Source organism: Arthrobacter sp. DualSoilB13, from assembly GCF_055389195.1.
Genome location: NZ_AP035865.1, coordinates 3053028 through 3078397, shown reverse-complemented (window position 1 = coordinate 3078397; position 25370 = coordinate 3053028). Strand labels below are relative to the sequence as shown.

Annotated in this window: 25 protein-coding genes and 1 pseudogene; 13 read left to right on the top strand and 13 right to left on the bottom strand. The window is 62.3% G+C overall.

The genetic code is table 11. The features are described from left to right. The first annotated feature begins 11 nt into the window (after positions 1 to 11). Both ACZ5J0_RS14205 and ACZ5J0_RS14200 read left to right on the top strand, forming a co-directional pair. Positions 12 to 1766 (top strand): glycoside hydrolase family 13 protein, encoded by a 1755-nt coding sequence (locus ACZ5J0_RS14205; protein WP_142938316.1) that lies wholly within the window; start codon positions 12 to 14, stop codon positions 1764 to 1766. A gap of 22 nt (positions 1767 to 1788) precedes the next feature. Then, positions 1789 to 2748, top strand: coding sequence for an aldo/keto reductase (locus ACZ5J0_RS14200; RefSeq protein WP_464093326.1), 960 nt, complete (start codon positions 1789 to 1791; stop codon positions 2746 to 2748). A 97-nt stretch (positions 2749 to 2845) separates the two neighbouring features. Here the strand turns inward: ACZ5J0_RS14200 and ACZ5J0_RS14195 are convergent, their stop codons facing one another. Genes ACZ5J0_RS14195 through ACZ5J0_RS14180 form a run of 4 tightly spaced genes read right to left on the bottom strand, consistent with a single transcriptional unit; the run spans position 2846 to position 6668 of the window. Next, the gene (locus tag ACZ5J0_RS14195; protein WP_142938318.1) at positions 2846 to 3778 is read right to left on the bottom strand and encodes a TauD/TfdA dioxygenase family protein; all 933 of its coding nucleotides are present in this window, start codon (positions 3776 to 3778) and stop codon (positions 2846 to 2848) included. 51 nt (positions 3779 to 3829) lie between these two features. After that, the gene (locus tag ACZ5J0_RS14190) at positions 3830 to 4750 is read right to left on the bottom strand and encodes an ABC transporter permease (protein WP_464093325.1); all 921 of its coding nucleotides are present in this window, start codon (positions 4748 to 4750) and stop codon (positions 3830 to 3832) included. Beyond that, positions 4750 to 5637 (bottom strand): ABC transporter ATP-binding protein, encoded by an 888-nt coding sequence (locus ACZ5J0_RS14185; RefSeq protein WP_166839872.1) that lies wholly within the window; start codon positions 5635 to 5637, stop codon positions 4750 to 4752. Before ACZ5J0_RS14185 ends, ACZ5J0_RS14190 begins: the two co-directional genes overlap by 1 nt. Before the next feature lie 2 nt (positions 5638 to 5639). Next, positions 5640 to 6668, bottom strand: a complete 1029-nt coding sequence (locus ACZ5J0_RS14180) for an ABC transporter substrate-binding protein (protein ID WP_166839874.1) — start codon at positions 6666 to 6668, stop codon at positions 5640 to 5642. Positions 6669 to 7046: 378 nt separating this feature from the next. On the opposite strand from ACZ5J0_RS14180, the gene ACZ5J0_RS14175 reads away from it, so the two are divergent. The 7 genes from ACZ5J0_RS14175 to ACZ5J0_RS14145 all read left to right on the top strand — a co-directional run bounded on the left by ACZ5J0_RS14175 (position 7047) and on the right by ACZ5J0_RS14145 (position 12567). Continuing rightward, positions 7047 to 7910, top strand: a complete 864-nt coding sequence (locus tag ACZ5J0_RS14175; protein WP_142938322.1) for an HpcH/HpaI aldolase/citrate lyase family protein — start codon at positions 7047 to 7049, stop codon at positions 7908 to 7910. Between the two features lie 19 nt (positions 7911 to 7929). Next, on the top strand, positions 7930 to 8850 hold the full coding sequence (locus tag ACZ5J0_RS14170; RefSeq protein WP_464093324.1) for a DUF2797 domain-containing protein: 921 nt from the start codon (positions 7930 to 7932) through the stop codon (positions 8848 to 8850). Between the two features lie 120 nt (positions 8851 to 8970). Next, a complete protein-coding gene (locus ACZ5J0_RS14165; protein WP_166839878.1) occupies positions 8971 to 9195 on the top strand; it encodes a DUF3188 domain-containing protein in 225 nt (74 codons plus the stop codon). Positions 9196 to 9251: 56 nt separating this feature from the next. After that, positions 9252 to 9701, top strand: a complete 450-nt coding sequence (locus ACZ5J0_RS14160; protein ID WP_024817634.1) for an FAS1-like dehydratase domain-containing protein — start codon at positions 9252 to 9254, stop codon at positions 9699 to 9701. A gap of 2 nt (positions 9702 to 9703) precedes the next feature. Next, positions 9704 to 10141, top strand: a complete 438-nt coding sequence (locus ACZ5J0_RS14155) for a MaoC family dehydratase (protein ID WP_142938325.1) — start codon at positions 9704 to 9706, stop codon at positions 10139 to 10141. A 53-nt stretch (positions 10142 to 10194) separates the two neighbouring features. Next, on the top strand, positions 10195 to 11490 hold the full coding sequence (locus ACZ5J0_RS14150) for an MFS transporter (protein WP_250820116.1): 1296 nt from the start codon (positions 10195 to 10197) through the stop codon (positions 11488 to 11490). Between the two features lie 9 nt (positions 11491 to 11499). Further along, positions 11500 to 12567, top strand: coding sequence for a UDP-N-acetylmuramate dehydrogenase (locus ACZ5J0_RS14145; RefSeq protein WP_142938327.1), 1068 nt, complete (start codon positions 11500 to 11502; stop codon positions 12565 to 12567). Between the two features lie 7 nt (positions 12568 to 12574). Here the strand turns inward: ACZ5J0_RS14145 and ACZ5J0_RS14140 are convergent, their stop codons facing one another. Continuing rightward, a complete protein-coding gene (locus ACZ5J0_RS14140) occupies positions 12575 to 13054 on the bottom strand; it encodes a hypothetical protein (protein WP_062073243.1) in 480 nt (159 codons plus the stop codon). Between the two features lie 85 nt (positions 13055 to 13139). On the opposite strand from ACZ5J0_RS14140, the pseudogene ACZ5J0_RS14135 reads away from it, so the two are divergent. Continuing rightward, positions 13140 to 14269: pseudogene (locus tag ACZ5J0_RS14135) on the top strand (winged helix DNA-binding domain-containing protein). Between the two features lie 98 nt (positions 14270 to 14367). Here the strand turns inward: ACZ5J0_RS14135 and asd are convergent. The 5 genes from asd to ACZ5J0_RS14110 form a co-directional block, all read right to left on the bottom strand. Next, positions 14368 to 15510, bottom strand: a complete 1143-nt coding sequence (gene asd / locus ACZ5J0_RS14130) for an aspartate-semialdehyde dehydrogenase (RefSeq protein ID WP_142938329.1) — start codon at positions 15508 to 15510, stop codon at positions 14368 to 14370. Between the two features lie 106 nt (positions 15511 to 15616). Continuing rightward, positions 15617 to 15838 carry an NF038396 family protein gene (locus ACZ5J0_RS14125; RefSeq protein ID WP_142938330.1) on the bottom strand — a complete coding sequence of 74 codons (222 nt, stop codon included), beginning with the start codon at positions 15836 to 15838 and terminating at the stop codon, positions 15617 to 15619. A 2-nt stretch (positions 15839 to 15840) separates the two neighbouring features. Beyond that, complete coding sequence (locus tag ACZ5J0_RS14120) at positions 15841 to 16458, bottom strand: dihydrofolate reductase (protein WP_464093323.1); 618 nt, start codon at positions 16456 to 16458, stop codon at positions 15841 to 15843. After that, positions 16455 to 17258, bottom strand: coding sequence for a thymidylate synthase (locus ACZ5J0_RS14115; RefSeq protein ID WP_142938332.1), 804 nt, complete (start codon positions 17256 to 17258; stop codon positions 16455 to 16457). The genes ACZ5J0_RS14120 and ACZ5J0_RS14115 overlap by 4 nt, the downstream gene beginning before the upstream one ends. Positions 17259 to 17583: 325 nt before the next feature. Beyond that, positions 17584 to 17901, bottom strand: a complete 318-nt coding sequence (locus ACZ5J0_RS14110) for a hypothetical protein (RefSeq protein ID WP_464093322.1) — start codon at positions 17899 to 17901, stop codon at positions 17584 to 17586. 38 nt (positions 17902 to 17939) lie between these two features. Here ACZ5J0_RS14110 and ACZ5J0_RS14105 point away from each other — a divergent pair, with 38 nt between their 5' ends. Genes ACZ5J0_RS14105 through ACZ5J0_RS14095 form a run of 3 tightly spaced genes read left to right on the top strand, consistent with a single transcriptional unit; the run spans position 17940 to position 20691 of the window. Beyond that, entirely contained in the window at positions 17940 to 18098 is a 159-nt protein-coding gene (locus ACZ5J0_RS14105; protein ID WP_464093321.1) for a hypothetical protein, read from the top strand. 2 nt (positions 18099 to 18100) lie between these two features. Further along, positions 18101 to 19966, top strand: a complete 1866-nt coding sequence (locus tag ACZ5J0_RS14100) for a hypothetical protein (protein WP_464093320.1) — start codon at positions 18101 to 18103, stop codon at positions 19964 to 19966. Between the two features lie 20 nt (positions 19967 to 19986). After that, positions 19987 to 20691, top strand: coding sequence for a hypothetical protein (locus ACZ5J0_RS14095; RefSeq protein ID WP_464093319.1), 705 nt, complete (start codon positions 19987 to 19989; stop codon positions 20689 to 20691). 216 nt (positions 20692 to 20907) lie between these two features. On the opposite strand, the gene ACZ5J0_RS14090 is transcribed toward ACZ5J0_RS14095, so the two are convergent. The 3 genes from ACZ5J0_RS14090 to mshD form a co-directional block, all read right to left on the bottom strand. Then, on the bottom strand, positions 20908 to 21876 hold the full coding sequence (locus ACZ5J0_RS14090) for an NUDIX hydrolase (RefSeq protein WP_223940654.1): 969 nt from the start codon (positions 21874 to 21876) through the stop codon (positions 20908 to 20910). A gap of 8 nt (positions 21877 to 21884) precedes the next feature. Next, a complete protein-coding gene (locus ACZ5J0_RS14085; protein WP_223940653.1) occupies positions 21885 to 24134 on the bottom strand; it encodes an RNA degradosome polyphosphate kinase in 2250 nt (749 codons plus the stop codon). A 103-nt stretch (positions 24135 to 24237) separates the two neighbouring features. Next, entirely contained in the window at positions 24238 to 25209 is a 972-nt protein-coding gene (mshD, locus tag ACZ5J0_RS14080; protein ID WP_464093318.1) for a mycothiol synthase, read from the bottom strand. Between the last annotated feature and the right edge of the window lie 161 nt (positions 25210 to 25370).

Sequence of the window (25370 nt, the reverse complement as noted above, 5' to 3'; positions counted from 1 at the left end):
AAAGGAGTTTCGTGAGTACTTCCGCCACGCAGGCACACCGTACCGATTCAGACCGCATGGCCGATCCGAACTGGTGGCGTCAGGCAGCCGTTTACCAGATCTACCCGCGCAGCTTCTACGACGCGAACGGTGATGGACTCGGGGACATCAAGGGCATCACGGCCAAGGTCCCGTACTTGAAGGAGTTGGGGATCGACGCCGTCTGGCTGAGCCCGTTCTACCCGTCGGCGCTCGCGGACGGCGGCTACGACGTTGACGACTACCGCAATGTGGACCCCAAGCTGGGCACCCTTGAGGACTTCGACGAGATGGCCGCTGCCCTCCACGCCGCAGGAATCAAGATCGTGGTGGACATCGTTCCCAACCACTCCTCGGACCGGCACGAATGGTTCAAGGAAGCGCTGGCCTCGCCCAAGGGCTCCGCGGCACGCGACCGCTACATCTTCCGCGACGGCCGGGGCGAGAACGGTGAGTTGCCGCCGTCGGACTGGGACTCTGTCTTCGGCGGACCCATCTGGGACCGCATCACTGAACCAGACGGCACTCCCGGCCAGTGGTACCTGCACATCTTCGCCAAGGAGCAGCCGGACTTCAACTGGGAGAACCCGGAGATCCGCGAGGACTTCCTCAAGACGCTGCGCTTCTGGTCGGATCGCGGCGTGGACGGGTTCCGCATCGATGTTGCCCACGGCATGGCCAAGGACCTGTCCGAGCCGCTGCCCATGAAGGCTGACTTGGAAGCCAAGGCACACGGTACGGATGGCTTCACCGATGGCTCCCACCCATTCTGGGACCGTGATGAAGTGCACGAGGTCTACGCCGAGTGGCGCAAGCTCTTCAACGAGTACAACCCGCCGCGCACTGCCGTTGCCGAGGCCTGGGTTCACGAGTCCCGCCGTGCCCGCTACGCCAGCCCTGAGGGACTGGGCCAGGCGTTCAACTTCGACCTGCTTCAGTCCGATTTCGATGCCGCGTCCTTCAAGAAAATCATCACGGACAACCTGGTAGCCGCCAAGGAGTCCGGGGCCTCATCCACGTGGGTTTTCTCCAACCACGACGTCGTCCGCCACGCCACCCGCTACGGTCTGCCCAAGGGGGGTTCCGTGGCGCAAGGAACCAACGCGGCCCAGGACATCACCGGCGGAGAGCCCAAGGGTCAGGACGGCAAGGGCTGGCTGCTGGCCGGCGCGCCGGCAGAAGAGCTCGACGTCGAACTCGGCTTGCGTCGTGCCCGCGCCGCAACGCTCCTGCTGCTCGCCCTTCCCGGTTCTGCCTACCTCTACCAGGGCGAAGAGCTTGGCTTGCGCGAAGTCTCGGAAATTCCCGATTCCGAACGCCAGGACCCGTCCTTCTTCCGTAACCCGGGCGTTGAGATTGGCAGGGATGGTTGCCGCGTGCCATTGCCGTGGACCGAGGAAGGTTCTTCCTTCGGTTTCGGTGCTGGCAAGGCACACCTCCCGCAGCCGGAGTGGTTCAAGGATTATGCAGTTGCCACCCAAGAGGGAGTGGAAGGCTCCACACTGGAGCTTTACCGGAAGGCACTGAGCCTGCGCAGTGAACTCCAGACTGACGAGGAACTTCAGTGGGTGGAGACCGGCAACCAGGACGTACTGCACTTCAGCCGCCCCGGTGGCTGGCACACGGTCACCAACTTCGGCAGCAAGCCCGTTGAGCTTCCGGAGGGAAGCATCGTGGTAACCAGCGGCCCGCTGGAGGATGGCAAGCTGCCGTCAGACACCACGGCGTGGATTGTCAGCAACGCCTAGGGCCTGCGGACAATACTGAAGTATGACTACTGCGAACGGGCGGGGACGCCTGATCTATGGCTGTATGGGACTCGGTGGTCCGTGGGACGGCACGTCCTACGGGGCGTCGGAGATTGATCAGGCCGCGGCGGTGATCGAAGCCGCGCAGGGAATTGGCATTGGGCTTTTCGACCACGCGGATATCTATCGCAGCGGAAAGTCCGAGGCTGTCTTTGGCGAAGTCCTCGCCCGTTCGCAGGGTCTGCGCGAAAAGATCCAGCTCCAGACTAAGTGCGGGATCCGGCTGGGGGAGCGCGGGTTGGAGACGCATTATGATCTCTCCCGCGAGGCCATCCTTGAACGGGTCAACCAGAGCTTGAAGCGGCTCCAAACGGACTACGTGGACGTGTTGCTCCTGCACCGTCCAGATCCGTTGATGGACCCGCGCGAGGTGGCGGACGCCGTCGGGCAGTTGATGGCCGAAGGCAAGGTGCGGCAGTTAGGCGCGTCAAACATGTCCGGCGCTCAGATCGCCTACCTCCAGGATGAGTTGGAGACGCCCATTGTGGCGAACCAATTGGAAATGAGCCTGCTGCACCGGGACTGGCTGGAGAGCACTGTGCTGGTCAACCATGCAGAGGGGCTTGAGTACAGCTTCCCGCACGGGACTCTTGAACACTGCATGGCCAAGGGTATTGAACTGCAGGCGTACGGTTCACTGGCCCAGGGGCGCTATACGGGTGCGCAGCCTGAGGAGTTGTCACCGGCCGAGTCGGCAACGGCGGGCATGCTGGAACGGTTGGCGGGGGAGAAGGGCACCACGCCGGAATCGGTGCTGCTGGGTTGGCTGATGAAGCACCCCGCCAGGATCTCGCCAGTTGTGGGCACCACCAACCCTGCGCGCATCAAGGCCTGCGCTGATGCCGCCTCCGTTGCTGCCACCATGACCCGCGCCCAGTGGTACGGCCTGTGGGTGGCAGCGCGTGGGATCAACATCCCCTAACCCCGGTTTTAACCCAACTGAGTCGCAGTTGTGCGCGTTATGACCTCTCTAAACGCGCTTAACTGCGACTCAGCTGGGTGCGGACAGCAACACACAGCTACGAGGCGGGGCTGGCCGGAGCCACCACGGAGTAGGTGCTCGAGTCACCCTGCAAGGCTTGGCTGGGCTTGCCGTCGATGCTCACCGGGATGTCCCCGGCAATGGTCACACGGTTGAGTTTGCGCGGCTGGCCATCGTAGTTGTCTGGGGCATAGTGCTGGGTGATGCGGTTGTCGAACAGGACCACTTGGTTGGGCTCCCAATTCACCCGGACCACATTCTCCGGGCGCGTCACGTAAGCCTGCAACAGACGGATGATGTCCTTTGACTCAGTGTTGGACAAGCCCACAATCCGAAGCCGCTGCGCGAAGCCCCCAATGAACAATCCGCGCTCGCCGGTCAACGGGTGGACCCGCACCACAGGGTGGGCGGTTTCGAACTTCAGCCGGGTGAACTCCTTGCGTCGCTCCTCCGCGTTGGAGTGCTCAAGGTTCTTGGGCACCGAGTAGTCGTAGTCGTTGGTGTGAATGGCCCACAGGTTGTCTGCGAAGCTGCGCAACTCCTCGGGCAGGTCCTGATATGCGCCGGCCGAGGACGCGATCAGGGTCTCGCCGCCGTATGCCGGAAGGTCGATGCTGCGCAGCGTGGAGGCCTGCGGCGGGTTGACCACGAAAGTGACGTCCGTGTGCCAGTTGTTGGCCGAGCCGTTCTCGCTGTCCACAGGCAGGACATTCTCTTCGCCGTCCACGGAGGCCACAGTGGGGTGTGCCTTGGTCAGCGGACCGAAATGCGAAGCGAACTTCACCTGGGCTTCGTCTGTGAGGATGTTGGCCTCGCGGAACACCAGTGCCTTGTGCTCGTTCAGTGCTGCCCGGATCTGCGCCACCGTTTCGTGGCTAAGGTCACCGCTGATGTCCAAGCCACGGATTTCGGCGCCGATGCGGGAGCCGAGCTTTGCGAACTCGAGTTTGGTTTCGGTAATGACGGTCATGGTTCTTTCCTTACTTGTTGTGATGGTTGCGGCAAGAGCCGCGGGGTGGGTCTAGGAAGCGGCGGCGCCAACAGCGGTCCGCCAGCGGGAGAAGTGCCGTTCAAGGGCTACCAACAGGAAGTTCACGCCGAGCCCCAGCAAGGAAACCGTGAGGATGCCGGCGTACATGTCCGGGATGAGGAAGCTGCTCTGTGCATTCACGATCAGATAACCCAGGCCGGCCTTGGCTCCCACCATTTCGGCGGCGATCAACACCAGGATGGATGCGGTGCCGGCCATGCGGATGCCCGTGAAAATGGTGGGAACCGCCGAGGGCAGGATGACTTTCTGGAACAGCCGGAAACTGTTGAGCCCCAAAGAACGCGCGGCCCTGATCAACAACGGGTCCACGGTCCTGACGCCGGCAATGGTGTTCAGGAGCACCGGGAAGAACGCAGCGTAGGCCACGATGCTGATCTTGGATTCCTCACCGATACCCAGCAGCAGCGTGAACACCGGAAGCAGAGCCAACGCGGCGGTGTTGCGGAAAAGCTCCAGCAAGGGATTTAGGACCGAGTTCAGCCGCCCGTACCAGGCAATAAGCAGGCCCAGCGAGACACCCGCCACCAGGGCAGCACCGAAACCGGCAACTGAGCGTGTGAGGCTGGCTGCGATGTGGCCCTGGATGGTCCCGGCTTCGAAAAGCTTGCCCCAGGCCACCAGCACTTCGTGCAGCGGCGGGAGGAACACCCTGGTGGACGGGCTGGCCAGGTACGTCGGCCCAAGCTCCCAAAGCGCCAGGAATGCCAGGATCGCGGCGGACTTCCACAGACCCGCCCCCACCGCCCCGGTGACTCGTCGCATCAGGCCAGGTGCCGGCGTCGTACCATCTGCCGCTGCCGTCGAAGTAGTGGAATGTTCGACGGCGGCACTGGGGTCGGGCGCGAAGCCCGTCTTGGGCGCGGCTTCTGTTTGCGTGAGCGTGGTGGTCATCAGGCGGCACTCCTTTCGGTGATGGTTGCCGGTTCGTCCGGTGCGCTGCCATCAGGCAGGATTTTGCGGTGGCCGGCGTCCTGGGCTCGGCGGACTTCGTCGTGCAGGAGCGTCCACACCTGGTGGCGGTGCTCAACGAAGGCTGGGTGAGAGCGGATGTCCTCATCGCCGTCGCGGTCCGGAATGTTGATGTCCACGATTTCCTTGAGCCGGCCGGGCCTCGCGCTGAGAACAGCCACGCGCTCGCCGAGGTACACGGCTTCATCGATGCCGTGGGTGATGAAGACGATGGTCTTGCCCGTGGCTTTCCAGATCCGGAGGAGTTCGTCCTGCAACTGCTCGCGGGTCTGGGCGTCCAACGCAGCAAACGGTTCATCCATCAGCAGCACATCGGGCTCGTACGCCAGGCTCCGGGCGATGGCCACGCGCTGCTTCATTCCGCCGGAGAGCTCATGCGGGTAGCGGTCCTCAAAACCGGCAAGCCCCACCAAAGCCAGGTATTCCTTTGCTTTGGCAGCCCGTTCACGGCGGTTCAGTTTCCTGCCGTCAGGGCCCGCTCCCTCAAGCCCGATGGACACGTTGGCAGAGGCCGTCCGCCACGGGAACAACGCGTACTGCTGGAACACCACAGCGCGGTCCTTGCCCGGACCGGTGACAGCTTTGCCGTCCACCAATACCTCGCCGGAGGTGGGCGTGGAGAGCCCGGCCAGCAGGTCCAGGAGCGTGGTCTTGCCCGAACCGCTGGGACCCACCAAAGTGAGGAACTCGCCGTCACGGACATCCAGGCTCAGCGAATCGATGGCGGTCAGCCGGGTAGCTGCCGTGTCCTTCGTTGCCCGGACCGTGAATTCCTTGGTGACGTTCCGGAGACTGATTTTGGCTGTCATAACTATCCCTTCTTCGCTGCAGCGAGCTCGTTGAACTCGTTCGTGTAGTACTTGGAGGGTGAGAGCTTGTCCTTGACGATCCCGGCTGAGCTGAGCCAAGCCTCCCAACGGGTGAAGTCTTCGTCCGTGATGACCCCGGCGTCCGGAACTCCGGGGCTCTTCCAGAACTTCAGGTTTGCGGTGCTCTCATTGCGTCCACGGCTATCGATGATCTTGGTGAAGCGGGCAATGACTTCGTCACGGGGTGTTTCAGCTGCCCACTTGATGGCTTTGGCAACGCCGGTGGTAAACGTGCGGGTGGTGGTGGGGTTCTTTGCGATGAAGTCGTTGCGGAGCACGATCTGTCCGCCGGCGAAAGTTCCGAACAGCTCCACGTCGCTGAACAGTGACCTCAGTCCGCCGGCCTCAATGGCCCGGTCCTGCAGCACACCGCCCAGCGTTCCGGCGTCCACTTGTCCCCGGCGAATGGCTTCCTCAGTATCGTTCGGCGCCAACGGGACCAACTGAACCTGCTTGATGTCGTCCTGACTGAGTCCGTTCTTGGTCAGCCAGGTGTTGATGACGGCTTCGTGGTGTGCGCCCAGAGTATTGACAGCGATCTTCTTGCCGATCAGGTCACGGGGTTCCTTGATGGTGCTATCGGCCTTGACGTAGTAACCGCTGAAGGTCTTCTCGTCGGAGCCGTAGTAGTTGGTCACTGCCTTGACGGGAGCGCCGGCTTCGATCAGCTTGACCACCGCTCCGGAGAACGCGCCGCCAAAATCGGTCTGATTGGTCGCAGCGGACTGGATGTCCTGCGGGCCGCTGGTGGTGTTTCCCACCCAGTTCAATTTCAGGTCCCCGAGGTAGCCCAGATCGGCAGCGAGTTCAGGAAAGGTGACGTTGTTAGCGGAGCCTTGATACCGAAGTTCCTTGACTTCGTTACCGGCTGGCGCGCCGGGTCCGGCTTCGGCTGCACCGCCGCAGCCGGACACCGTCAGCGCAAGTACGACGGCGGCCGCGACGCTCAGCAGGGGCAGGTGCAGTTTCATGGGAGCTACTTTCGATGGATTGGGATGTGTTGGGTGGCCGGCTGATGCATGAGTTTGCAAACCCGTGCAACGGCTTGGGAACGATGTAAACCCATCCCAACGCCGGCTGGGAAGTGCCGCGGTAACGCCCGGAAACGCTGCGAAACAGCCCGAAACGGAAGGAAATCCGGGGCCATTCCCGGCAACTCTGGGACACAAAGACGCCGTGTTGAGCCCTATGAACAACAGCGACAGGCGGGCCGGATATGACTGGCGGGTACCGGCGTCGGGCGTTCATACTGCCGGACCCCACAGTCATATGGGGTTTAGTTCGTATTGATCCTCACAAGCGGGCGGAATTCTTCGCTGTGCAGGGCGCTGGCCGGATACGGTAGATACATGACGTCTAGCATCGCCGCCGAATCAGTTCGGCCTACCCGCAATATTCCCGCCGACATCGCCCGTTCATGGCTCCTTGTGAATGCCATGAAAACGGAGCTTTTTGACGAATCTGCGGGTTCACGGGCAGACGCGATCATCCTTGACATCGAAGACGCAGTTGACCCTTCGCAGAAGGACATGGCCCGAGAGAACGTAGTCAACTGGCTGACCGCCGGTGGCAAGGCCTGGGTCCGCATCAATGACGCAACCAGCAAGTTCTGGGCCGATGACCTCGCCGGCCTGCGCGGCACCCCCGGCCTGCTCGGCGTGATGCTGGCAAAGACCGAGTCCTCAGACCAGGTCACCGAGAGCTTCCACCGCATGGATGGCAAGACCCCCGTCATCGCGCTGGTTGAGTCAGCCCTTGGCATCGAGGAAGCCAACCACATTGCCCGCGCGCAGGGTGCTTTCCGCCTGGCGTTCGGCTCCGGCGACTTCCGCCGCGACACCGGCATGGCAGCCACCCCGGAGGCCATGGCGTACCCGCGTGCAAAGCTCGTTGTCGCCAGCCGCGTAGGTAACCTGCCGGGCCCCATCGACGGTCCCACCGTCGGCACCAACCACCCCATCTTGCGTGAGCAGACCGGCATCACAGTGACCATGGGCATGACCGGCAAGCTTTGCCTGGCCATCGACCAGACCACTGTGATCAACGAGGTCATCAGCCCCACGCCGTCGGACGTCGCCTGGGCCACGGACTTCATGAACGACTTTGAGGCCAACGGCCGTGTCATCCGCGATGGTTCCGACCTCCCGCGTCTGGGCCGCGCCGAAAAGATCATGAAGCTCGCAGTGGCCTTCGGAGTCCAGCCTTCCCTGTAAGCGTGCTGGTCAGGTAAAGATGCTGGTCCACGGAGTCGCGTGGGATTCGTCGTCCCCTTCGCTGCGTATCTTCACGCTGGACGAGGAGTTCGTTGATATGGCGTTGGCCCGGGGTTCAGCCCTGGGCCTGCGCGTTCTCCCGGGTTTGTGGTGCCTTGGGCACACGAAGGTCCACGGCCCGGGGGACCGCACCCATGTTCCGTGCCGCAGCGGTTCCCCAGCCGAGCGTGCAAAGCAATGCGGGGCCTGCTTTGCGCGGGACGACTCCCGCCTGATGCACGACTTCCACCGCGGAACATCCGTTCCCACCGGCCTCCGTGCTTACCTGATGCAGCCTCATTGGCTCTATGTGGCCACGTTCGCGAACGGTGCCACCAAAGTGGGGACTGCCTCTGCGCCCCGAAAATGGAACCGGCTTGCTGAGCAGGGAGCTGTGCACGCTTCCTATGTGGCACACGCTGAAGACGGACGCGTTGTTCGCGTTCTCGAGGACCTCGTGACCCGCGAACTCGGCCTCGTCCAGCAAGTCCGCTCCGCGGCCAAGGTGGCGGGCCTCGTGGAGCCGCGTGCCGCCGTCGAGCTTTCAACCGTGAACCGTCAGCACGCGGGCAGGGTGCGTGAGTTGCTGGGCGGGCTGGCCATGACAGGCTACGCCGTTGTGGAGGAAGAGTGGGGGCGGCCGGCATTGGCCGACGCGCTGTGCACCGCCCGCGCCCAGGGCGGCTTGCGGCACCCCTACCCGGCAACGTTCGACGGCGGCGGGCACGGTTTGCGGATTCATTCAGTGTCCGGGGCGATCGCCTTGGCGGCCCTGCCCGACGCAGCGGGGACCGAGGTGGAGGGCAGTTTTGTGGCGGACCTGGGTGCGTTGAAAGGCCGCAAGATCGAGTTCGGCCCCCACACCACGGAAATCCCGGCCCTACAGGACTCCCTCTTCTAGCGTTCCCTCCCGGCCAGGGCCCTCGCGTTGTGGGGCCCGCTTCGCAGGGTATTCCGGGTTCCAAGGGTGCAGAGTAGGCCTCGCAACACCCGGCCGCAACGCACCACGTAGACTTGGACGGTGCTGGAACAATTTTGGGCCACGGCCTCCACATCGTACAAAGTGCTGGTTTTCGGTGCCATGGGACTGATTGCCGTCGGGCTCGTCCTGTCCATTGTGGGGAACACGTCAGGGAACCAAGGCCTGGCCATCGCTTCGTTGCCCATCATTGGTGTCGGGCTGTTGCTCCACGTTGCCGGGCTTGTGGTGCGCGGCCAGAAGATCCGCAAGAGCTACAAGAAGTAACGCCTTCACCTCTTAAGGCGCTGCCTGCGGGCCTTAAGGCCCGATAGGGTTGGATCATGAGTATCAATCCGGACTTGCAGGGCCGTAGCTACCCTGCCGCAGAGGTATACGACGTCGGCCGTGAAAAGATCCGCGAGTTCGCCAAGGCTGTGAAAGCCAGCAACCCCGCGCATTTTGATGTTGAGGCAGCCAAAGCCTTGGGCCACAGCGACCTCGTTGCCCCGCCAACGTTTGCCATCATCGTCGCCCAGCGTGCCGACGCCCAGCTCGTCCAGGATCCGGAGTCGGGCATCGACTTTTCCCGGGTGGTCCACGCCGATCAGCGTTTCACGCACCACCGCGCCATTGTTGCCGGTGACCGCCTCGTGGCCGAACTGCACGTTGACGGTGTCCGGGCCATGGGCGGGGGAGCCATGATCACCACACGCTCCGAGATTTCCACCGAAGCCGGCGAGAAGGTCGCCACCACAACCTCGTCCATCCTGGTCCGCGGAGAGGGACAGTAACCATGAGCCCTACATTCGAAGAACTGACGGTCGGCCAGGAAATCGGTACCCGCAGCATTGACGTCACCCGTCAGGACCTGGTGAAGTACGCCGGAGCATCGGGCGACTTCAACCCGATCCACTGGAACGAATCTTTCGCCACCTCCGTGGAACTGCCGGGCGTCATCGCCCACGGCATGTTCACCATGGGCGCCGCAGTGCAGCTGGTGAGCGACTGGGCCGGGGACCCTGCCGCCGTCGTCGATTACCAGACCCGCTTCACCAAGCCCGTCCTTGTTACCGATACCACTGGCACCGATGAGGCCGGCGCTGTCATTGACGTGACCGGTGTTGTGGGAGCGCTCGACGCCGATGCCCGCACCGTGCGCGTCGACCTCACCGTCGTTGCGGGTGGACAGAAGGTCCTCATGAAATCGCAGGCGGTTGTGAAGGTCTCTTGAACCTAACGAACACCTGGCAACATCGCAGCAAACCGAGCGCCACTCCGACCGAAATGTCGCGGTGGCGCGCCGCTGTTCTTGCTTCCTACGCGGCCAGCGGCATCGCCTTCGCCACGTGGGTTTCACGGCTTCCCGCCATTCGCGACGGACTGAATCTCACGCCGGGTGGCATCGGCCTTTTGCTGATGTGCATGACGGTGGCGTCCTTCATTTCGATCTCGGCTTCGGGCCTGATTGTGCTGCGGCTCGGTCCTCAGCTGACCACGAGGATCGGCAGCAGCATGGTGGGGGCGGGCCTTGTCACTGTGGGTGTTGGAACCTCCTTGGCGGCCAACCCCTTGGTGGTGGCGGCAGGCTTGATCATCCTGGGCCTGGGTACGGCCAGTTGGAATACCGCATCCAACGTGGAAGGGGCCTCGCTCGAACGCGAATTGGAGCGGCACATCATGCCGCATTTGCACGGTTCCTTCAGCCTCGGAACGGTAGCCGCTGCGGGCTTCGGCGCCTGGGCGGCCGCCATCCACATGCCGGTGTTCTGGCATTTTTTGATCTCCGGCGTAGTAGTGACGGCGTCTGTGGTCACCGCTACCTTTTGGTTCCGCGCCGAAAAGACCGCTGCAGTGACAAAGACCTACCACCCTGAAGAGACCGATACTTTCCAGGACCCCTCCACCGGCCCGCTGCCCATCATCTCCGGCGAGCCGGACGGCGCTCAGCCGGTTGCCCGTAAGACTGCCGTCCCGCTGGACAACAAGCGACTCGTGGCTTTGGCATGGCGTGATCGTCGGACTCTACTGATCGGTGTCCTGGTCCTTGGCCTGGCATTGGCCGAAGGAGCCGCGGGGGACTGGGTGGCCCTGGCACTTGCCGACGGTTATGGGCAGTCCGATGCCGCTGGCGCTGTGGGTTATGGGCTCTTTGTGACGTTCATGACCATTGGCCGTTTCGCGGGAACGGTCATCCTGGACCGTTTCGGGCGGGTGGTGGTGATGCGCTGGTGCTCGGCAACCGCCGTCGTGGGTCTTTCACTCTTTGTGTTTTCTCCGGTTCCGTGGCTCGCGTTCGTGGCGTTGGCGGTGTGGGGTCTGGGCGCTTCGCTCGGGTTCCCGGTGGGTATGTCCGCCGCCGCCGATGATCCAGTGCACGCGGCGGCCCGTGTATCGGTAGTTTCCACCATTGGTTACGGTGCCTTCCTGTGTGGCCCTCCGCTCCTGGGGTTGCTGGCTGAACATTTCGGCATCCTGCATTCGCTGCTGGCACCCCTGGTTCTGCTGGTGGTCAGTTTCTTCCTGGCACCCCTGGCTGGCCGCAAGGCGGCGGAGTCGGCGCAGCCCAACGAAGCCCGTTAGGCTTGATTGGTGACCCAAACGCTGCTTTCTGAACTGACCACTGCTGCCGTTGGCGGCCCCGCGGGCAACTACGTTGAGGCCCGCACCGAGGCGGAGATCATCGACGCCGTCCGGTCGGCCGACGCTGCAGGTGACAAAATCCTGATCATTGGCGGTGGCTCCAATCTGCTGGTCTCCGACGACGGCTACCCCGGAACTGTCCTGAAGATCGCCTCCGAGGGCTTCACCGTGAACTCCGAGGACAGCTGTGGCGGAGTGTCTGTGGTGGTTCAGGCGGGCCATAACTGGGACGCGCTGGTGGAATACTCCGTCCTGCACGCATGGTCCGGCTTGGAGGCGTTGTCCGGGATTCCAGGTGCCACTGGTGCCACTCCTGTGCAGAACGTTGGAGCCTATGGAGCGGACGTTTCACAAACCATTGCGGCCGTTCGGACGTGGGACCGTGAGCGCAACGCAGTGCAGACGTTCACCAACTCGGAGCTCAAGTTCGGGTACCGCGACTCCATCTTGAAACAGACCACCGTTGAGGGCTCGCCCCGCTACGTTGTGCTGACCGTGGAGTTCCAATTGCCGTTGGGGCGGATGAGTGCGCCAATCCGTTACGCCGAGCTGGCCCGCGTGCTGGGTGTGGAGGCAGGGAAACGCGCCTACTCAAACGATGTCCGCCGGGAAGTCCTCCGGCTCCGCGCGTCCAAGGGAATGGTCTTGGACGCAGCAGACCGCGACACCTATTCCACGGGCTCATTTTTCACCAACCCGATTGTGCCTGCGGATCTTGCCTCGACTTTGCCGGACAACGCGCCCAAATATCCGGCAGGGGATGACGGACTGGTGAAGCTTTCCGCTGCCTGGTTGATTGATCAGGCAGGATTCGGCAAGGGCTTCGGACTGGAGGATTCCAGTGTCTCCGGCGGACGGGCCTCCCTTTCCACCAAACACACTCTTGCCATCACCAACAGGGGCTCAGCCACGGCCGCGGACATGGTGGCCATCGCGCGTGAGGTGCGTTCCGGCGTCGTCGAGCGTTTTGGTATTGAACTGCACCCGGAGCCCTTGCTGATCGGCGTTAGCCTCTAGCTAAAACTCAGCGCGTGCGCCGTTCCGCGATCGGAAGCACCTTGTTGAGCAGCAGGAACGTCAGTCCGCAGCTGACCGCTCCCAGCAGGAAGATCTGGCTGAACGCGATACTTTGCGGTGAGGGTCCGCTGGGCATGAACAGCCCGGCCGTGGCGAAGCCGACCAAGCCCAGGAGAAGGACGATCGCTCCGAGAAGGAAACTGCGGACCTGCGCCGCGGCGGCCGGGTAGAACCAGGGCTCGGGGGCGTCGTCGTCCCGGTCGGCAACTGGCTGGGTGGCGGCAGCGGTCCCAATGAGAACCGCAGCAGCTGCAGTTGCTACCAAACTCACTGTCTGGATTGCCTGCATCGCGGGGGAGAGACTCACACCGGTCCCTACCGCCACTATCAGTCCGGCGGCGAGCCCGGCGAGCGTGCAGAACCAGCCGGCGGTAGCCAACCACCGGCTCATCGGCCGCACGAACGGAGCAAGATCACCAAAAAGCATGAATCCATCCTAGGATCCGCTGCTGGGTGACGGCTGGGAGGCACAACAAGGTTCCCTGTGCTGGATGGTCCTCTTAGGATGAAGCATGCCTGCCGAGAGAACCAACCCCACTCCGCGCGTCATGGGCCGTTTGCGGCTCGTCAGTCAAGGCCTGTTGGGCGGTGGCTTTCCAACGGTCCCGGAGGCGGTCCGGTGGATGACGTGCATGCAGGCGCAGGACTTGGGTTCAGCACTGTGGGCGGTGGGGCAGCGGGTACCTGGAACGACGGCGTCAGACGTTCGGGCTGCCCTCGACGCCGGGACGGTGGTCCGTTCATGGCCTATGCGCGGCACGCTGCATTTACGGCACCGGAAGATCTCCGCTGGATTCTGAAAATCACGAGTGACCGGCTGATGAACTCGTTGGCGGGCCGACACCGTGAACTCAACATCACGTCCCATGACATCAGCCACTGCAGGGACATCGCTTTCAAAACCGCGGAGGTTCTCAAGGCCGGTGGTGCCCAGGGAGCAAGCCGCGAGCAGCTGTTCCAGGCTTTCGAGGATGCCGGTCAGATCACCAAGGCCCAGCGAGGCATTCATCTGTTGGGCAGTCTCTGCCAGCTCGCGTGGCTGGTGCAAGGACCCATGGCCGGAACCAACGGCAAAGTGGGCGTGCAGCAGCTGTTTGTGCCCTTCGAGGAGTGGATTCCGGACTCGCGGGAGCTGGGACGTGCAGAGGGGATTGCTGAGCTCCTGCTCCGCTATGTAAGGAGCCACGGCCCTGCCAGCATCAAGGATTTTGCGTGGTGGAGCCAAATTCCGCTCACCGAGGCCCGGGCCGCCCTCTACGAGGTGCAGGACCGCCTGGTTGAACTTGAGTTTGGGGGCAGTAGCTATTGGCTCTCACCGGAGACTGCGGCAATGCTCGACGACGGCGTCCCCGGCTCGCGCTCGTTGCTGGCGCTCCCGGCGTTCGACGAGTTCCTGCTCGGCTACCAGGACCGGAGCCTGGTGCTGGCTCCTGAACACGCGGAGTTGGTGGTGCCGGGAAAGAACGGAGTTTTCAAACGGATTATGGTGTCCGGCGGAGAAGTGGTGGGTACGTGGGCCAGGACCGTGAATGGCAAGACCATAGGTGTCACGCCGGAACCGTTTGCGGGGGTACTGGGTACAGCCGCTGAGCGTTCCTTCCACGCCCAGGGCCGTGCGTACCTGAAGTTCATGGCAGGGTGAGCCCTCTGGCCTGCTGAGCCCTAATACGTCGAAAACCCGCTGTTCCGTTGCCGGGCAGCAACGGAACAGCGGGTTAGGGACGTGCTAAGCCGGGCAGGCTAGAGCTTGCCCGTCACAATGTTGAGCATGCGGCGGAGCGGCTCGGCTGCACCCCAGAGGAGCTGGTCTCCCACGGTGAAGGCGCTGATGTACTCCGGGCCCATTTCGAGCTTGCGGATACGGCCCACCGGGATGTCCAGGGTGCCGGACGCTGCCACAGGGGTCAGGTCAGCCATGGAGGCTTCCTTGGTGTTGGGAACAACCTTGGCCCACTCGTTGTCCTTGGCCAGGAGATTCTCGATTTCCGTCACGGACAGGTCTTCGCGCAGCTTGAGCGTGAGGGCCTGGGAGTGTGAACGCATGGCGCCGATGCGGATGCACAAGCCGTCCATGGCGATGTGGTCCTTGCCGGCGGTGCCGTTGCCGGTGCCGAGAATTTTGTTGGTCTCTACTCCGGCTTTCCATTCTTCCTTGGACTGGCCGTTGCCGAGGTCGGCATCGATCCACGGAATGAGGGATCCGGCCAGGGGCACGCCAAACTGGGTGGCGTCAACGCCGGTGCGCTGGGCGGCGAGGACCTTGTGATCGATTTCGAGAATGGCAGACGCGGGATCGTCCAGCTCGCTGCTGACCTCGTTGTTGAGGGTGCCGAACTGGTTGAGGAGTTCACGCATGTGCCGGGCACCGCCGCCTGAAGCCGCCTGGTACGTCATGGAGGTGCCCCACTCCACCAGATTGTTCTTGAACAGGCCGCCGAGGCCCATCAGCATGCAGGAAACCGTACAGTTGCCGCCGATGAAGTCCTTCACGCCACCGGACAGGCCGGCGTCGATGACGTCGCGGTTGATGGGGTCCAGCACGATGATCGAGTCATCGTTCATGCGCAGGGTGGACGCAGCGTCGATCCACAGGCCATCCCAGCCGCGGTTGCGGAGCTCGCCGTGGACCTGCTTGGTGTAGTCGCCACCCTGAGCGGTGACAATAATCGGCAGCTTGGCCAGGGTCTCAATATCGAACGCATCCTCGAGCTTGCCAGCCCCCTGCGCGAACGTCGGGGCGGCACCTCCTGCGTTCGAGGTGGAGAAAAATACCGGGTTGATGTTGGCGAAGTCGTTCTCGTCCTGCATGCGCTGCATCAGGACGGAGCCGACCATGCCACGCCAACCGACCAGTCCAACGGACGGATTAGCTGCTGTAGTCATTTCCCAAGTCTAAACTTTCGGGGCTCAGTGCCGCTGTTGGTTACGTCACGCACGCACTGCACGACGACGGCACCCGCCACAGCGGCCCGCAAGCTGACCGCCCGGGCTAGTGGCCGGCGTCGTGTTCCTGCAACAGGACTGCCTTACGCTTGCGCAGGGCAAAGAACGCACCAAACGTAAACACCTGCGTGACAACGATCAGCACAATGATCCCGGCAATTTTGTTCCCGCCCAGGATCATGGTGAGTCCCACAATGGCGGAGATCAGGGCAAAAAGCGGCAGGAGCATGTAGCCCAGCACGAACAAGGTTTCAGGTTTTTTCAGCATGCTTAGCTCTCTTGGCTTTCCTGGCTTGCGTTCCGGCGCCACGTGGTGAACCGGTAGTTGGTGCCGTTCTTGGAGGTGAGCCACCCGTCGGAGGGGGCTACGGCGTCGAAGGCCCAATCATCACCGAGTTCGGGGGCGAAAGTGTCGCCTTCCAAGTCGGCGTCGATGATGGTGATGACGGCCAGGTTGGCGATGCCCATGGATTGTTCAAAGATTTCGCCGCCGCCAATGATCCACACTTTCTGGCCACCCGGTGCGAATTGAGATTCCAGCAGCGCGGCGTCAAGAGAGGAAACCACGACGGCGCCCTCCGCCTCGGGCGTGGACGCCCACTTTTCGTTACGGGTCACCACAATGTTGGTGCGGCCCGGAAGGGGACGGTACTTTTCGGGGAATGACAACCACGTCTTGCGGCCCATGATGACGGGGTGACCGGTGGTGAGCTGGCTGAAGTGTTTCAGGTCCTCGGGGAGGTGCCACGGCATGGATCCGTCTTTGCCGATCACGCCGGCCTTGGTCTGGGCCCACACCAGTCCGATGCCGGACATGCGGGCCGCGGTCTCTTGGGTGAAGATGACACCGGGGAGTTGGTCCGGAACCTCTGAAGATGATGTGCTCATACCGCGATCGGCGCCTTGATAGTGGGGTGGTGGCGGTAATCCACAACCTCAAAGTCATCCAGCGTGTAGTCAAAGATGGAGTCCGGCTTGCGGAGGATCTTCAGCTGCGGGTACTCGTACGGCTCACGGCTGAGCTGCTCGGAAACCTGGTCCACGTGGTTGTCGTAGACATGGACGTCGCCGCCGGTCCAGACGAATTCGCCCGGCTCAAGCCCAAGCTGCTGGGCCACCATGCGGGTCAGCAGGGCGTACGAGGCAATGTTGAAGGGGACGCCCAGGAACGTGTCCGCCGAACGCTGGTACAGCTGGCAGGACAACTTGCCGTCAGCCACATAGAACTGGAAGAACGCGTGGCATGGGGGCAGCGCCATGTCTTTGAGTTCGGAGACGTTCCACGCGGACACGATGTGCCGCCGGGAATCCGGGTTGGAGGCCAGGTTGGTCATGAGCTCGGAGATCTGGTCGATGTGCCCGCCGTCGGGAGTGGGCCAGCTCCGCCACTGCACCCCATAAACGGGGCCCAGCTCGCCGTCGGCATCCGCCCATTCGTCCCAGATGGAGACGCCTTGGTCCTGCATCCACTTCACGTTCGAATCGCCGCGCAGGAACCACAGGAGCTCCACCGCCACGGATTTGAAGTGAACCCGCTTGGTGGTGATCAGCGGGAAGCTCTCGGCAAGATCGAACCTCAGCTGACGGCCAAAAACGCTGCGCGTTCCGGTTCCGGTGCGGTCCGACTTGTGCGTGCCGTTAGCCATGACATCGCGCAGAAGGTCTTCATAAGGGGTGGGGATGCTCACGAGTCAAGCTTACTGGCCAGCCGCCCGCGGAGAAGATCAATGAGCGTTTCATCACTCACGCCCGCGTCGCGCGCCGTCTGAATCAAGCCGTCGACGGCGGCAATCACCGCGGCGTTTTCACTTTTGCTTGCCTGCCGACGAAACACCTAGACGCGCTTCATCACCACTCATTTTTGGTGTTTTGGCTACCTATTTATTGCCAAAAGAGCACCTAGTTTGCTCGTTTTGACACCTAGACGGCTCCAGGTGGGGGAATCTGGGCTGGCTTGTCCAACATACTGCGGGGCTTCGGCCCGCTACCCGAATTGCCTATCTCTTGGGGGAATCATTGGCCATCTTTGACGTGGGAGCCGAAACACTCGGGAGCCTGAGCAAACGAACGGTCGCGTCCCACCAGCGCCTCGGCGACGCGACCGGGATCGTGACCGTCCAGTCCGGGATGAACACCGCCTTCACCCAAGGGGACCTGACCGCTTTGGACAACGCAAGCCGCTCTGAAGGAGTCGCGAACTTCGACGCCGCACGATTCCAAGGACAGGCCCACCTGCAAAGCCATCATCGCCTTGGTCCGGGCCACCCTGGGCAGCAACGACGAGACTGCCACCACCGCCGCGACCTCTGCCCGCAACGCCGTGCAGAGCATCGGCTAACCCGCCGGCTTCCAGAGACAAGGTGACTGGTATGGCTGTGTGGAGTGTTGATGTTGGCACCGCGCGGGCGGTGATCTCCTCGACCGCGGGCTCGGTGTCGGCGTTGGAGGAACCGTTGACACGGTTGCGGGGCGCGGTGGACGGGATCGCCGCAACCGTGCACCTGCCCGTTTCGGCGTTAGGGCGGTAAGCATGGACTTCAGTCAGGTGTGTGCCGCAGGTCCGGGCGCGTCCGGGATCAGTGTTGACGGGCTCCCGCCGCTGCCGGACCCCGACGCCCTGGACAGTCACGGCCAGGCCCTCGCAGTCTCCGGGAACGCCGTTCATTCCGGGGTCAACGACGCGGCAAAAACCTGGGCCGGACTCGCGGGGGCGTATGAGGCCCCCGAAGCCGGGCAGGTCCTGACCGCTTTCAACCCCGTGTTCTCCCGCTCCCAAGACCTCGCCAACCTGACAGGCAAGACCGCGACCGTGCTGGCCGCGTACGCGGACCGGGCCAGGGAACTGAAACAACGCATCAACACCCTCCGTACAGAAGTCCACGCCCTGGACGAGCTCATCGGCGGCAACGACGACTGGCGCTCCAACCTCAAAATCGTGGACCAGCACCGTAACACCATGGACAAAGCCAGCGCCCTGGCCCAAGCCATTCTCGACTCCGACGCCACCTGCGCCACCGCACTGGCCGCCCTGACCGGCGGGCAAAGCTACGCTCCCCCAACCATCCCCAGGGCAAACCTGAACAGCTCCACCGACTTCATCTCCAACGCCTTCACCCACACCCAGCACTACCTGGGCAACGACGAGAAACTCCCCGACCTTCCCTGGGGACCACCGAACATCTCCGTCCGGCTGGCCGGGCCCGCCTCGGCCGCCCAAGGATTCACCAGCGCCCTGATCGGCGCCGGGCAAGGCCTGCACACCCTGCTATTGACCACCGACAAAGTCAAACAAGCCCTGGCCTGGCAAGGGATGTTCGCCCTCGGCGCCGCAGCGCTCACCACCAAGAACGTCATCGACCGCGGCTTCAAAGACGCCTCACCCGAGGACATCAACGCCGTCCTGACCACCGTCAACGTAGCCAAGGAAACCATCCACTACGACGAATGGGGCACCAACCCCGGCTACGCCATCGGCGCCACCACCTTCGACGTCGGCTCGATGTTCGTCGGCGGCACCGGACTGGGGATCAAGGGAGCATCCCTCGGCGGCAAACTAGGTGCCGAAACCGCGGCCCTTTCCAAAGCTGCCACCAGTATCACCGGCGCAACCCGCTCTGTGCTCGGCGAAGCCACAGCAGCTGTCACCGCCAAACTCACCCAAGCACGCACCGCCATCTGGGACCACGGCATCGGCACAGCCCTGAACAAACTCGACACCGGGCTGGCCAAACTCAACCAAACCCTCAACGGACCACAACCCGCCTACGCCGGCGCACCGCACCAACTCCCCACCCCAGTCCCAGAAACCGCATGGCTGGCCAAGGTCGACGAGACTAGCGCAGCAGGCGCTAAGGCCCAGCCAGCCCCGGACCCCGTCCCCAGCATCTCCGACCAAACCCTCGGAGACCCTTCCCTCCCAGGACGCCACCCAGACCTGCAACCCACCATCGGCGACACCGATGGTGGACCTGGGAGCTGGCAAGAACCCACCGGCGGTCGAAGCAAGAATGGCGTCGCTGACCAGATCTTCGGGACCGGGGTTGATAGCGTTGGCCCCAAAGGCAAGTTGGTTGAGTATGTCGTAATCCAAGACAACATCACAGTTGAATTCGACGGGCATCTGTGGCGAGGACATCCACCAGTTGAGGTTTTTCAGGAGGTCAAGGGAAACTACAGCTACCTTGAGAAGCCCTTCTTTCGAGGTATTGGTGCCACCGATGCTGCGATTGCTAAGTGGGTCCGTGGTCAAATGAAGAGCCAACTTGAAGCGTTACCCGTAGGTGCACGATTGGAGTGGATTTTCACAACTAATGAAGAACTCGCTCAGCTTGTGCGCACCGCTGTGCGTCGCGCCAGGTTTCCAATCGATGTGAAATTCAATCCTCTGGAAAAATAGAACAATTGGATGAAATATAGATGACTACAGTTGATGCGATGCAAAAGCCTTTTATCCTTGGCCACTGGCAAGCGAGACCCGAAAATTTGTCCGAGATTGCTGTCAAGCTGCTAAAGACGCTCACGTTGGTCGAGAGTTCAGTTAACTCTGATCGGATGGAATGGGCCTTCGATGCAGGTGGCGAAGCCGAGTTCAGGCTTCGGCCCTTTCCCACGGACGCTGATCCCTCCGACATAGACCTGAAGTCGTTTTTTCAGAAGGATGATGCCAAACAGGTTTGGACGAAGGGCGGCCTTACTTTGCTGCTCTACGGGAGAGCCAGCGACTGGCCTACCGGAAAGATGGTATCCGTGACTGGGACAGTTGGTGCCGATACTCGTCTAGGAAACTCGCTGGAAATTGCTTTTCTTCCTCGAGATGGCGATTTAATGCCTTCGAGTTCTGGCTTGTCGTACCTCGTCGAAGAAATCGGAGAACTCTGGAATGCTACATGGTTTGCCGTACTAACAGATGAGATTATTGATGCTATTGAACAACCATTCGGCGAACCGGAAGTTGGAATTATTTCGTACTGGGCAGACTCTATCAATCGCCCGCTCCCGGCGTCCAGCGATGTAACCATCCGAAAGACCGTCAAGGGCATGCTCGCACAAGTACACGATATGAGCAGCAAAGGGGCAATCACCTACGCACTGAAAGTGAAACAGATGTACAGCAACGGATAACGTCCCCGTCGGCACCTTCAAGCAGGCAACGATTGCGAGCAGGGAAACTCTAGCTGGCAGCTCAATAAGGGCATCCCGAACGGCCGTTCTGCGAGGTCCCTCACAGGTCCCCGTAAATAAGGTAGCCCGATCAGAAGACTGTGCCAGCACGAGGCGTGGGGATCTGGAAGTGATCGACCGGCAGGGACGTGTGAGGACGAACTCACCGCCGCCGGGTCAGTCGTCGAACGGTTTGACCTGCTCCACAGACACAATTTTCCGCTCGGATCCCCGCGCTACCTGGCAAACAATGACTTCGCCGGGAGAAAGGTAAGGATCCGTTGTGGGAAGAAGTGCACGTAGGGCCTGCGACATGTGCTGGCCCAGCTGCTTCAGCGCCGTCGGCAGAGCCGGGCGATGCGTGCACACAGCGATCGGCAGCTGCTTGTCGAACAAAGCCTCAACAGCGGCAGCCGTCTTCTTAGGGGAGCGCTGATGGGTGTGCTCGGTGAGTGCTTCCACCAGTTTCACCTTGACGCCGCTGGCCTTGGCATAGGGGGCGATAGTGGCAACGCAACGCGCCCAGGGGCTGGTGACCACACGTTGTGGTTTCCACACCTCCAACAGGCGCTGGACGGCAACTGCTTGCCGCTGGCCCGTGGCAGCCAAGGGACGGTCGCCCTCGGCTTTGGTCCATGAGGACCGCGGCTTCGCTTTGGCATGGCGGATCAGCACCAGCGGCCATGTGTCCAGTTCACCGCGGACGTGGGCCTTCTGAAGGTATTCCAGCGGCTCCACATCTGATGGGTTACTCAGGAAGCTTGCAGCCCGGTCCGGGCTGCACCACATGACACTGTCCACTTCTTTGCCATCGGGCCGAAGCTGGGCGCCGTTGACCTTCACTGCCCAGTACCTGACCACCTTCAAGCCGGCACTGACGCGGTAGTGAATTGCCGGAAGAGGTATGCCCAGCGGGGCCTGGAGTCCTATCTCTTCCCACACCTCACGGGCAGCACACTCGGGAACTGTTTCCCCGGCGTCGAGTTTTCCTTTGGGCCATGACCAGTCGTCATACCGGGGACGATGGATCAGGAGGACCTCGAGGGCACCTTTGGTGATGCGCCAAGGAATGGCGCCGGCGGCGACAACGGCCACCGCCTCGCCGGGGTGGTCTGTTTGATCCGCCACGGGGGTATCGCTGTTCAACTGGGTCCTTACCGCCGGGCCGCAGCACGTTGGCGCGAGCGGGAAGCCAGGAGCCAGGACTGCATGTCCAGCAACGGCTTGCCCTCGTCATCCAAGTGATGCCTTGTCCAGTGTCCGCTGCTGTCCAAGTGCCAACTGGCTGTCCCGTCGTCGACGTAGCGACGCATCAAGTCCATGACCGTTGCCGTGTCCTCCTTGCTGGCCAGCTGAACCAGCGCCTCAACGCGGCGATCCAGGTTGCGGTGCATCATGTCAGCGGAACCGATGTACACCACTGGCTCGCCACCGTTGCCAAAGGCAAAGACGCGTGAGTGTTCAAGGAAGCGACCCAGGACGGAACGGACCCTGATGTTCTCGCTGAGTCCCGGGACGCCGGGCCGCAGGGAGCAAATACCGCGCACCACGACGTCAACCCTCACACCCGCCTGGGAGGCTCGGTAAAGGGCATCAATGATGGCTTCATCCACCATGGAGTTGACCTTGATCTGCACCAGTCCGGGAGTGCCGGCCTGGGCCCTGCGGATTTCGCCTTCAATCCTGTCCATCAAGCCCGCACGCACCGATCGCGGCGCTACAAGCAACCGCTTGAACGTGGACTTCGGGGCGTAGCCGGAGAGCTGGTTGAACAGTTTGGACAGATCCTCGCCCACTTGCTCATTGGCTGTCAGGAGGCCAAGGTCTTCGTAATAGCGGGCGGTGCGCGGGTGGTAGTTGCCGGTGCCGATGTGGCAGTAGCGGCGCAACCCGTCCACCTCCTGGCGCACCACCAAGGACAACTTGCAGTGAGTTTTCAGGCCCACGATGCCATACACCACGTGAACGCCCGCTTGCTCGAGCTTTCGCGCCCAGGAGATGTTGGCCTGCTCATCAAAGCGGGCTTTGATTTCAACGAGGGCCAGGACCTGCTTGCCTGCCTCAGCAGCATCGATGAGGGCGTCAACGATGGGGGAGTCACCGGAGGTCCGGTACAGGGTTTGCTTAATGGCCTGCACCTTGGGGTCCGCGGCCGCCTGCTCCAGGAAAGCCTGGACGGAGGTGGAAAACGAGTCATACGGGTGGTGGAGCAGAATATCCCTTCGGCGCATCGCGGCGAACACGTTGGCGGCCTTCGAGGTCTCGGACTCGTTGAGGTACCGGGACGTATGCGGGACATGCTTGGGGTAATGCAGATCCGCGCGATCAATGGCACTGATGGCTGACAGTCCACGGAGATCCAACGGCGCGGGAACGGAGTAGACCTCGGACTCTTCAACACCAAGCTCCCGGATCAGCAGAGCTTTGATGTTCGGGTTGATGTCCGTGGTTACTTCCAGACGTACCGGAGGGCCGAAGCGGCGGCGCAGCAGTTCCTTCTCCAAGGCCTGCAGGAGGTTCTCGGCGTCGTCCTCTTCTACTTCCAGGTCCTCGTTGCGGGTGACGCGGAAGGTGTGGTGCTCCAGGACTTCCATGCCCGGGAACAGCTTGTCCAGGTGGACAGCGATGACTTCTTCCAGGGCGATGAATCGGGCCACGCGGCCCGGGATGGCACCGGCACGGGGGCCGTCCACTGAGATGAGTCGGGGGAGTTGGTCCGGGACCTTCACACGGGCGAAGAGCTCCTTGTCGCTGATCGGATTGCTGACGATCACGGCAAGGTTCAGGGAGAGGCCCGAGATGTACGGGAATGGGTGCGCCGGGTCCACCGCCAGCGGAGTCAGGATGGGGAAGACCTTCTCCTGGAACATAACGCTGATCCGGTGGCGTGCATCTTCGTCCAGCTCATGCCAGTGCATGATGTGGATGTGCTCATAGGCCAGTGCCGGGCGAATTTGCTCGGCGAAAACCCTGGCGTGGCGTTCCTGCAGCCTATGGGCCTCTTCGCTGATTTGCTCCAGCACTTCAATGGGGCTCAGCCCTGCAGGGGAGGGCACGGCCAAACCTGTGGCGATGCGCCGCTTGAGGCCGGCCACCCGAACCATGAAGAACTCGTCCAGGTTGGACGCGAAAATGGACAGGAAGCTGACGCGTTCCAGCAGGAAGAGGTCAGGATCTTCAGCGAGCTCCAGCACGCGGGAGTTGAAGGCCAGCCAGCTGAGTTCGCGGTCCAGGAAGCGGTCCGGGGAGATGTCGCCTTCGGGCTCCAGGCTCGGTGCGAATTCCGGAATATCGATGCGGTCCTGAGTGGCTCGCGAAGCCGGCACTTCCGATGATCCGAAGCGCGGGGGCAGTGTTGCTCCCTTCGAAGTGGATCCGGCGGTGCCGACGGGGTCCGGCTGCATGGGGTTCTCCTAAGCTCAGGACGGGGTTTCCTCCCACATTACAAGCAATTCCGGCGCTCGAATCCAAGATGTCACCTGCTTTCAGGCAAGTGATCCCGTCAGGTTAATTTTTGGTTAAAGGCCCATACATCACATCGGTGTCCCAACGAACAAAGCCGAGTTTCTGATATAGAGCTACTGCTGCCTCGTTGTCTGCGTCCACGTACAGCATCACGGCATGCAGGCCTAGGTCCTGGAGGTGCTTGATGCCCGCAACGGTAAGGGCCTTGCCCAGACCCAAACCCTGCGCCGCAGGAGTCACCCCCACCACGTAGACCTCGCCGATGGCCGGGTGCGGACCCTGCCGGGGGTGGACCTTGGTCCAGTGGAATCCCAACAGCTCGCCTTCACCATTGACGGCCAACAGGAAACCTTCGGGATCGAACCAATCTTCAGCCTTGCGAGCCTCAAGGTCCGCCAGTGTCATGGAACCTTGCTCTGGGTGGTGGGAGAAAGCGGCCCTGTTGGCTTCCAGCCAAGGCTGCTCATCCTGGCCCGGCACGAAGGTGCGGATCGAAATCCCGTCCGGAAGTCCGGCGTCGGGCAGTGCGGAGGTTGAGGACATCAGCCGCATCTTCCACAATTCGCGCACCGGACCGTAGCCAAAGCTCGTGGCGAGCTCGGCGGCCGCTTCGTGGTTGCCGTGCGACCACGCACTTAAACCCTTGAGGCCCCGCTTGCCCTGCAGGGCACCCAGCAGCTTTCCTGCCACGCCCTGATTGCGGTAGCTGGGGTGGACGGCCAACTCCAGCACGCCGCTCCCGTCATCACTTTCGACGACCACCGCGACCCCCGCCAGGTCATCAGCGGTGGCAGGATCTGAGTCTTCGTCAGGGGCATATAGGACCAAAGACAGGACAGAGTGGTCCCCGGCGTCTGCGCCGCGCAGCATGACCAACGTCTGCTCGGAGAAGGGGGGATTCCCGTCCGATTCCCCGGCAGCGGCGGCCAGGGCCGTGACGTCCTTGAGGAGCTCACTGTCCAAGGCGCCGGCAATAATCAGTACGGGCCAGTTTTCCGGGTGCGCGTGACTCATGATGCAAGGCTATACGTCCAGTGCAAGCTGCGTGATTTGATGTCCTCGGAAATGGGAGGTAGTCTCGTTATCTCGTTCGCCTCGCGGTTTATCCGTGAGTCAGCGCAGGGGGGATCCACCAGTGGGGTGGCCTCGATACGTTCGACCCGTATGTCCTCCAC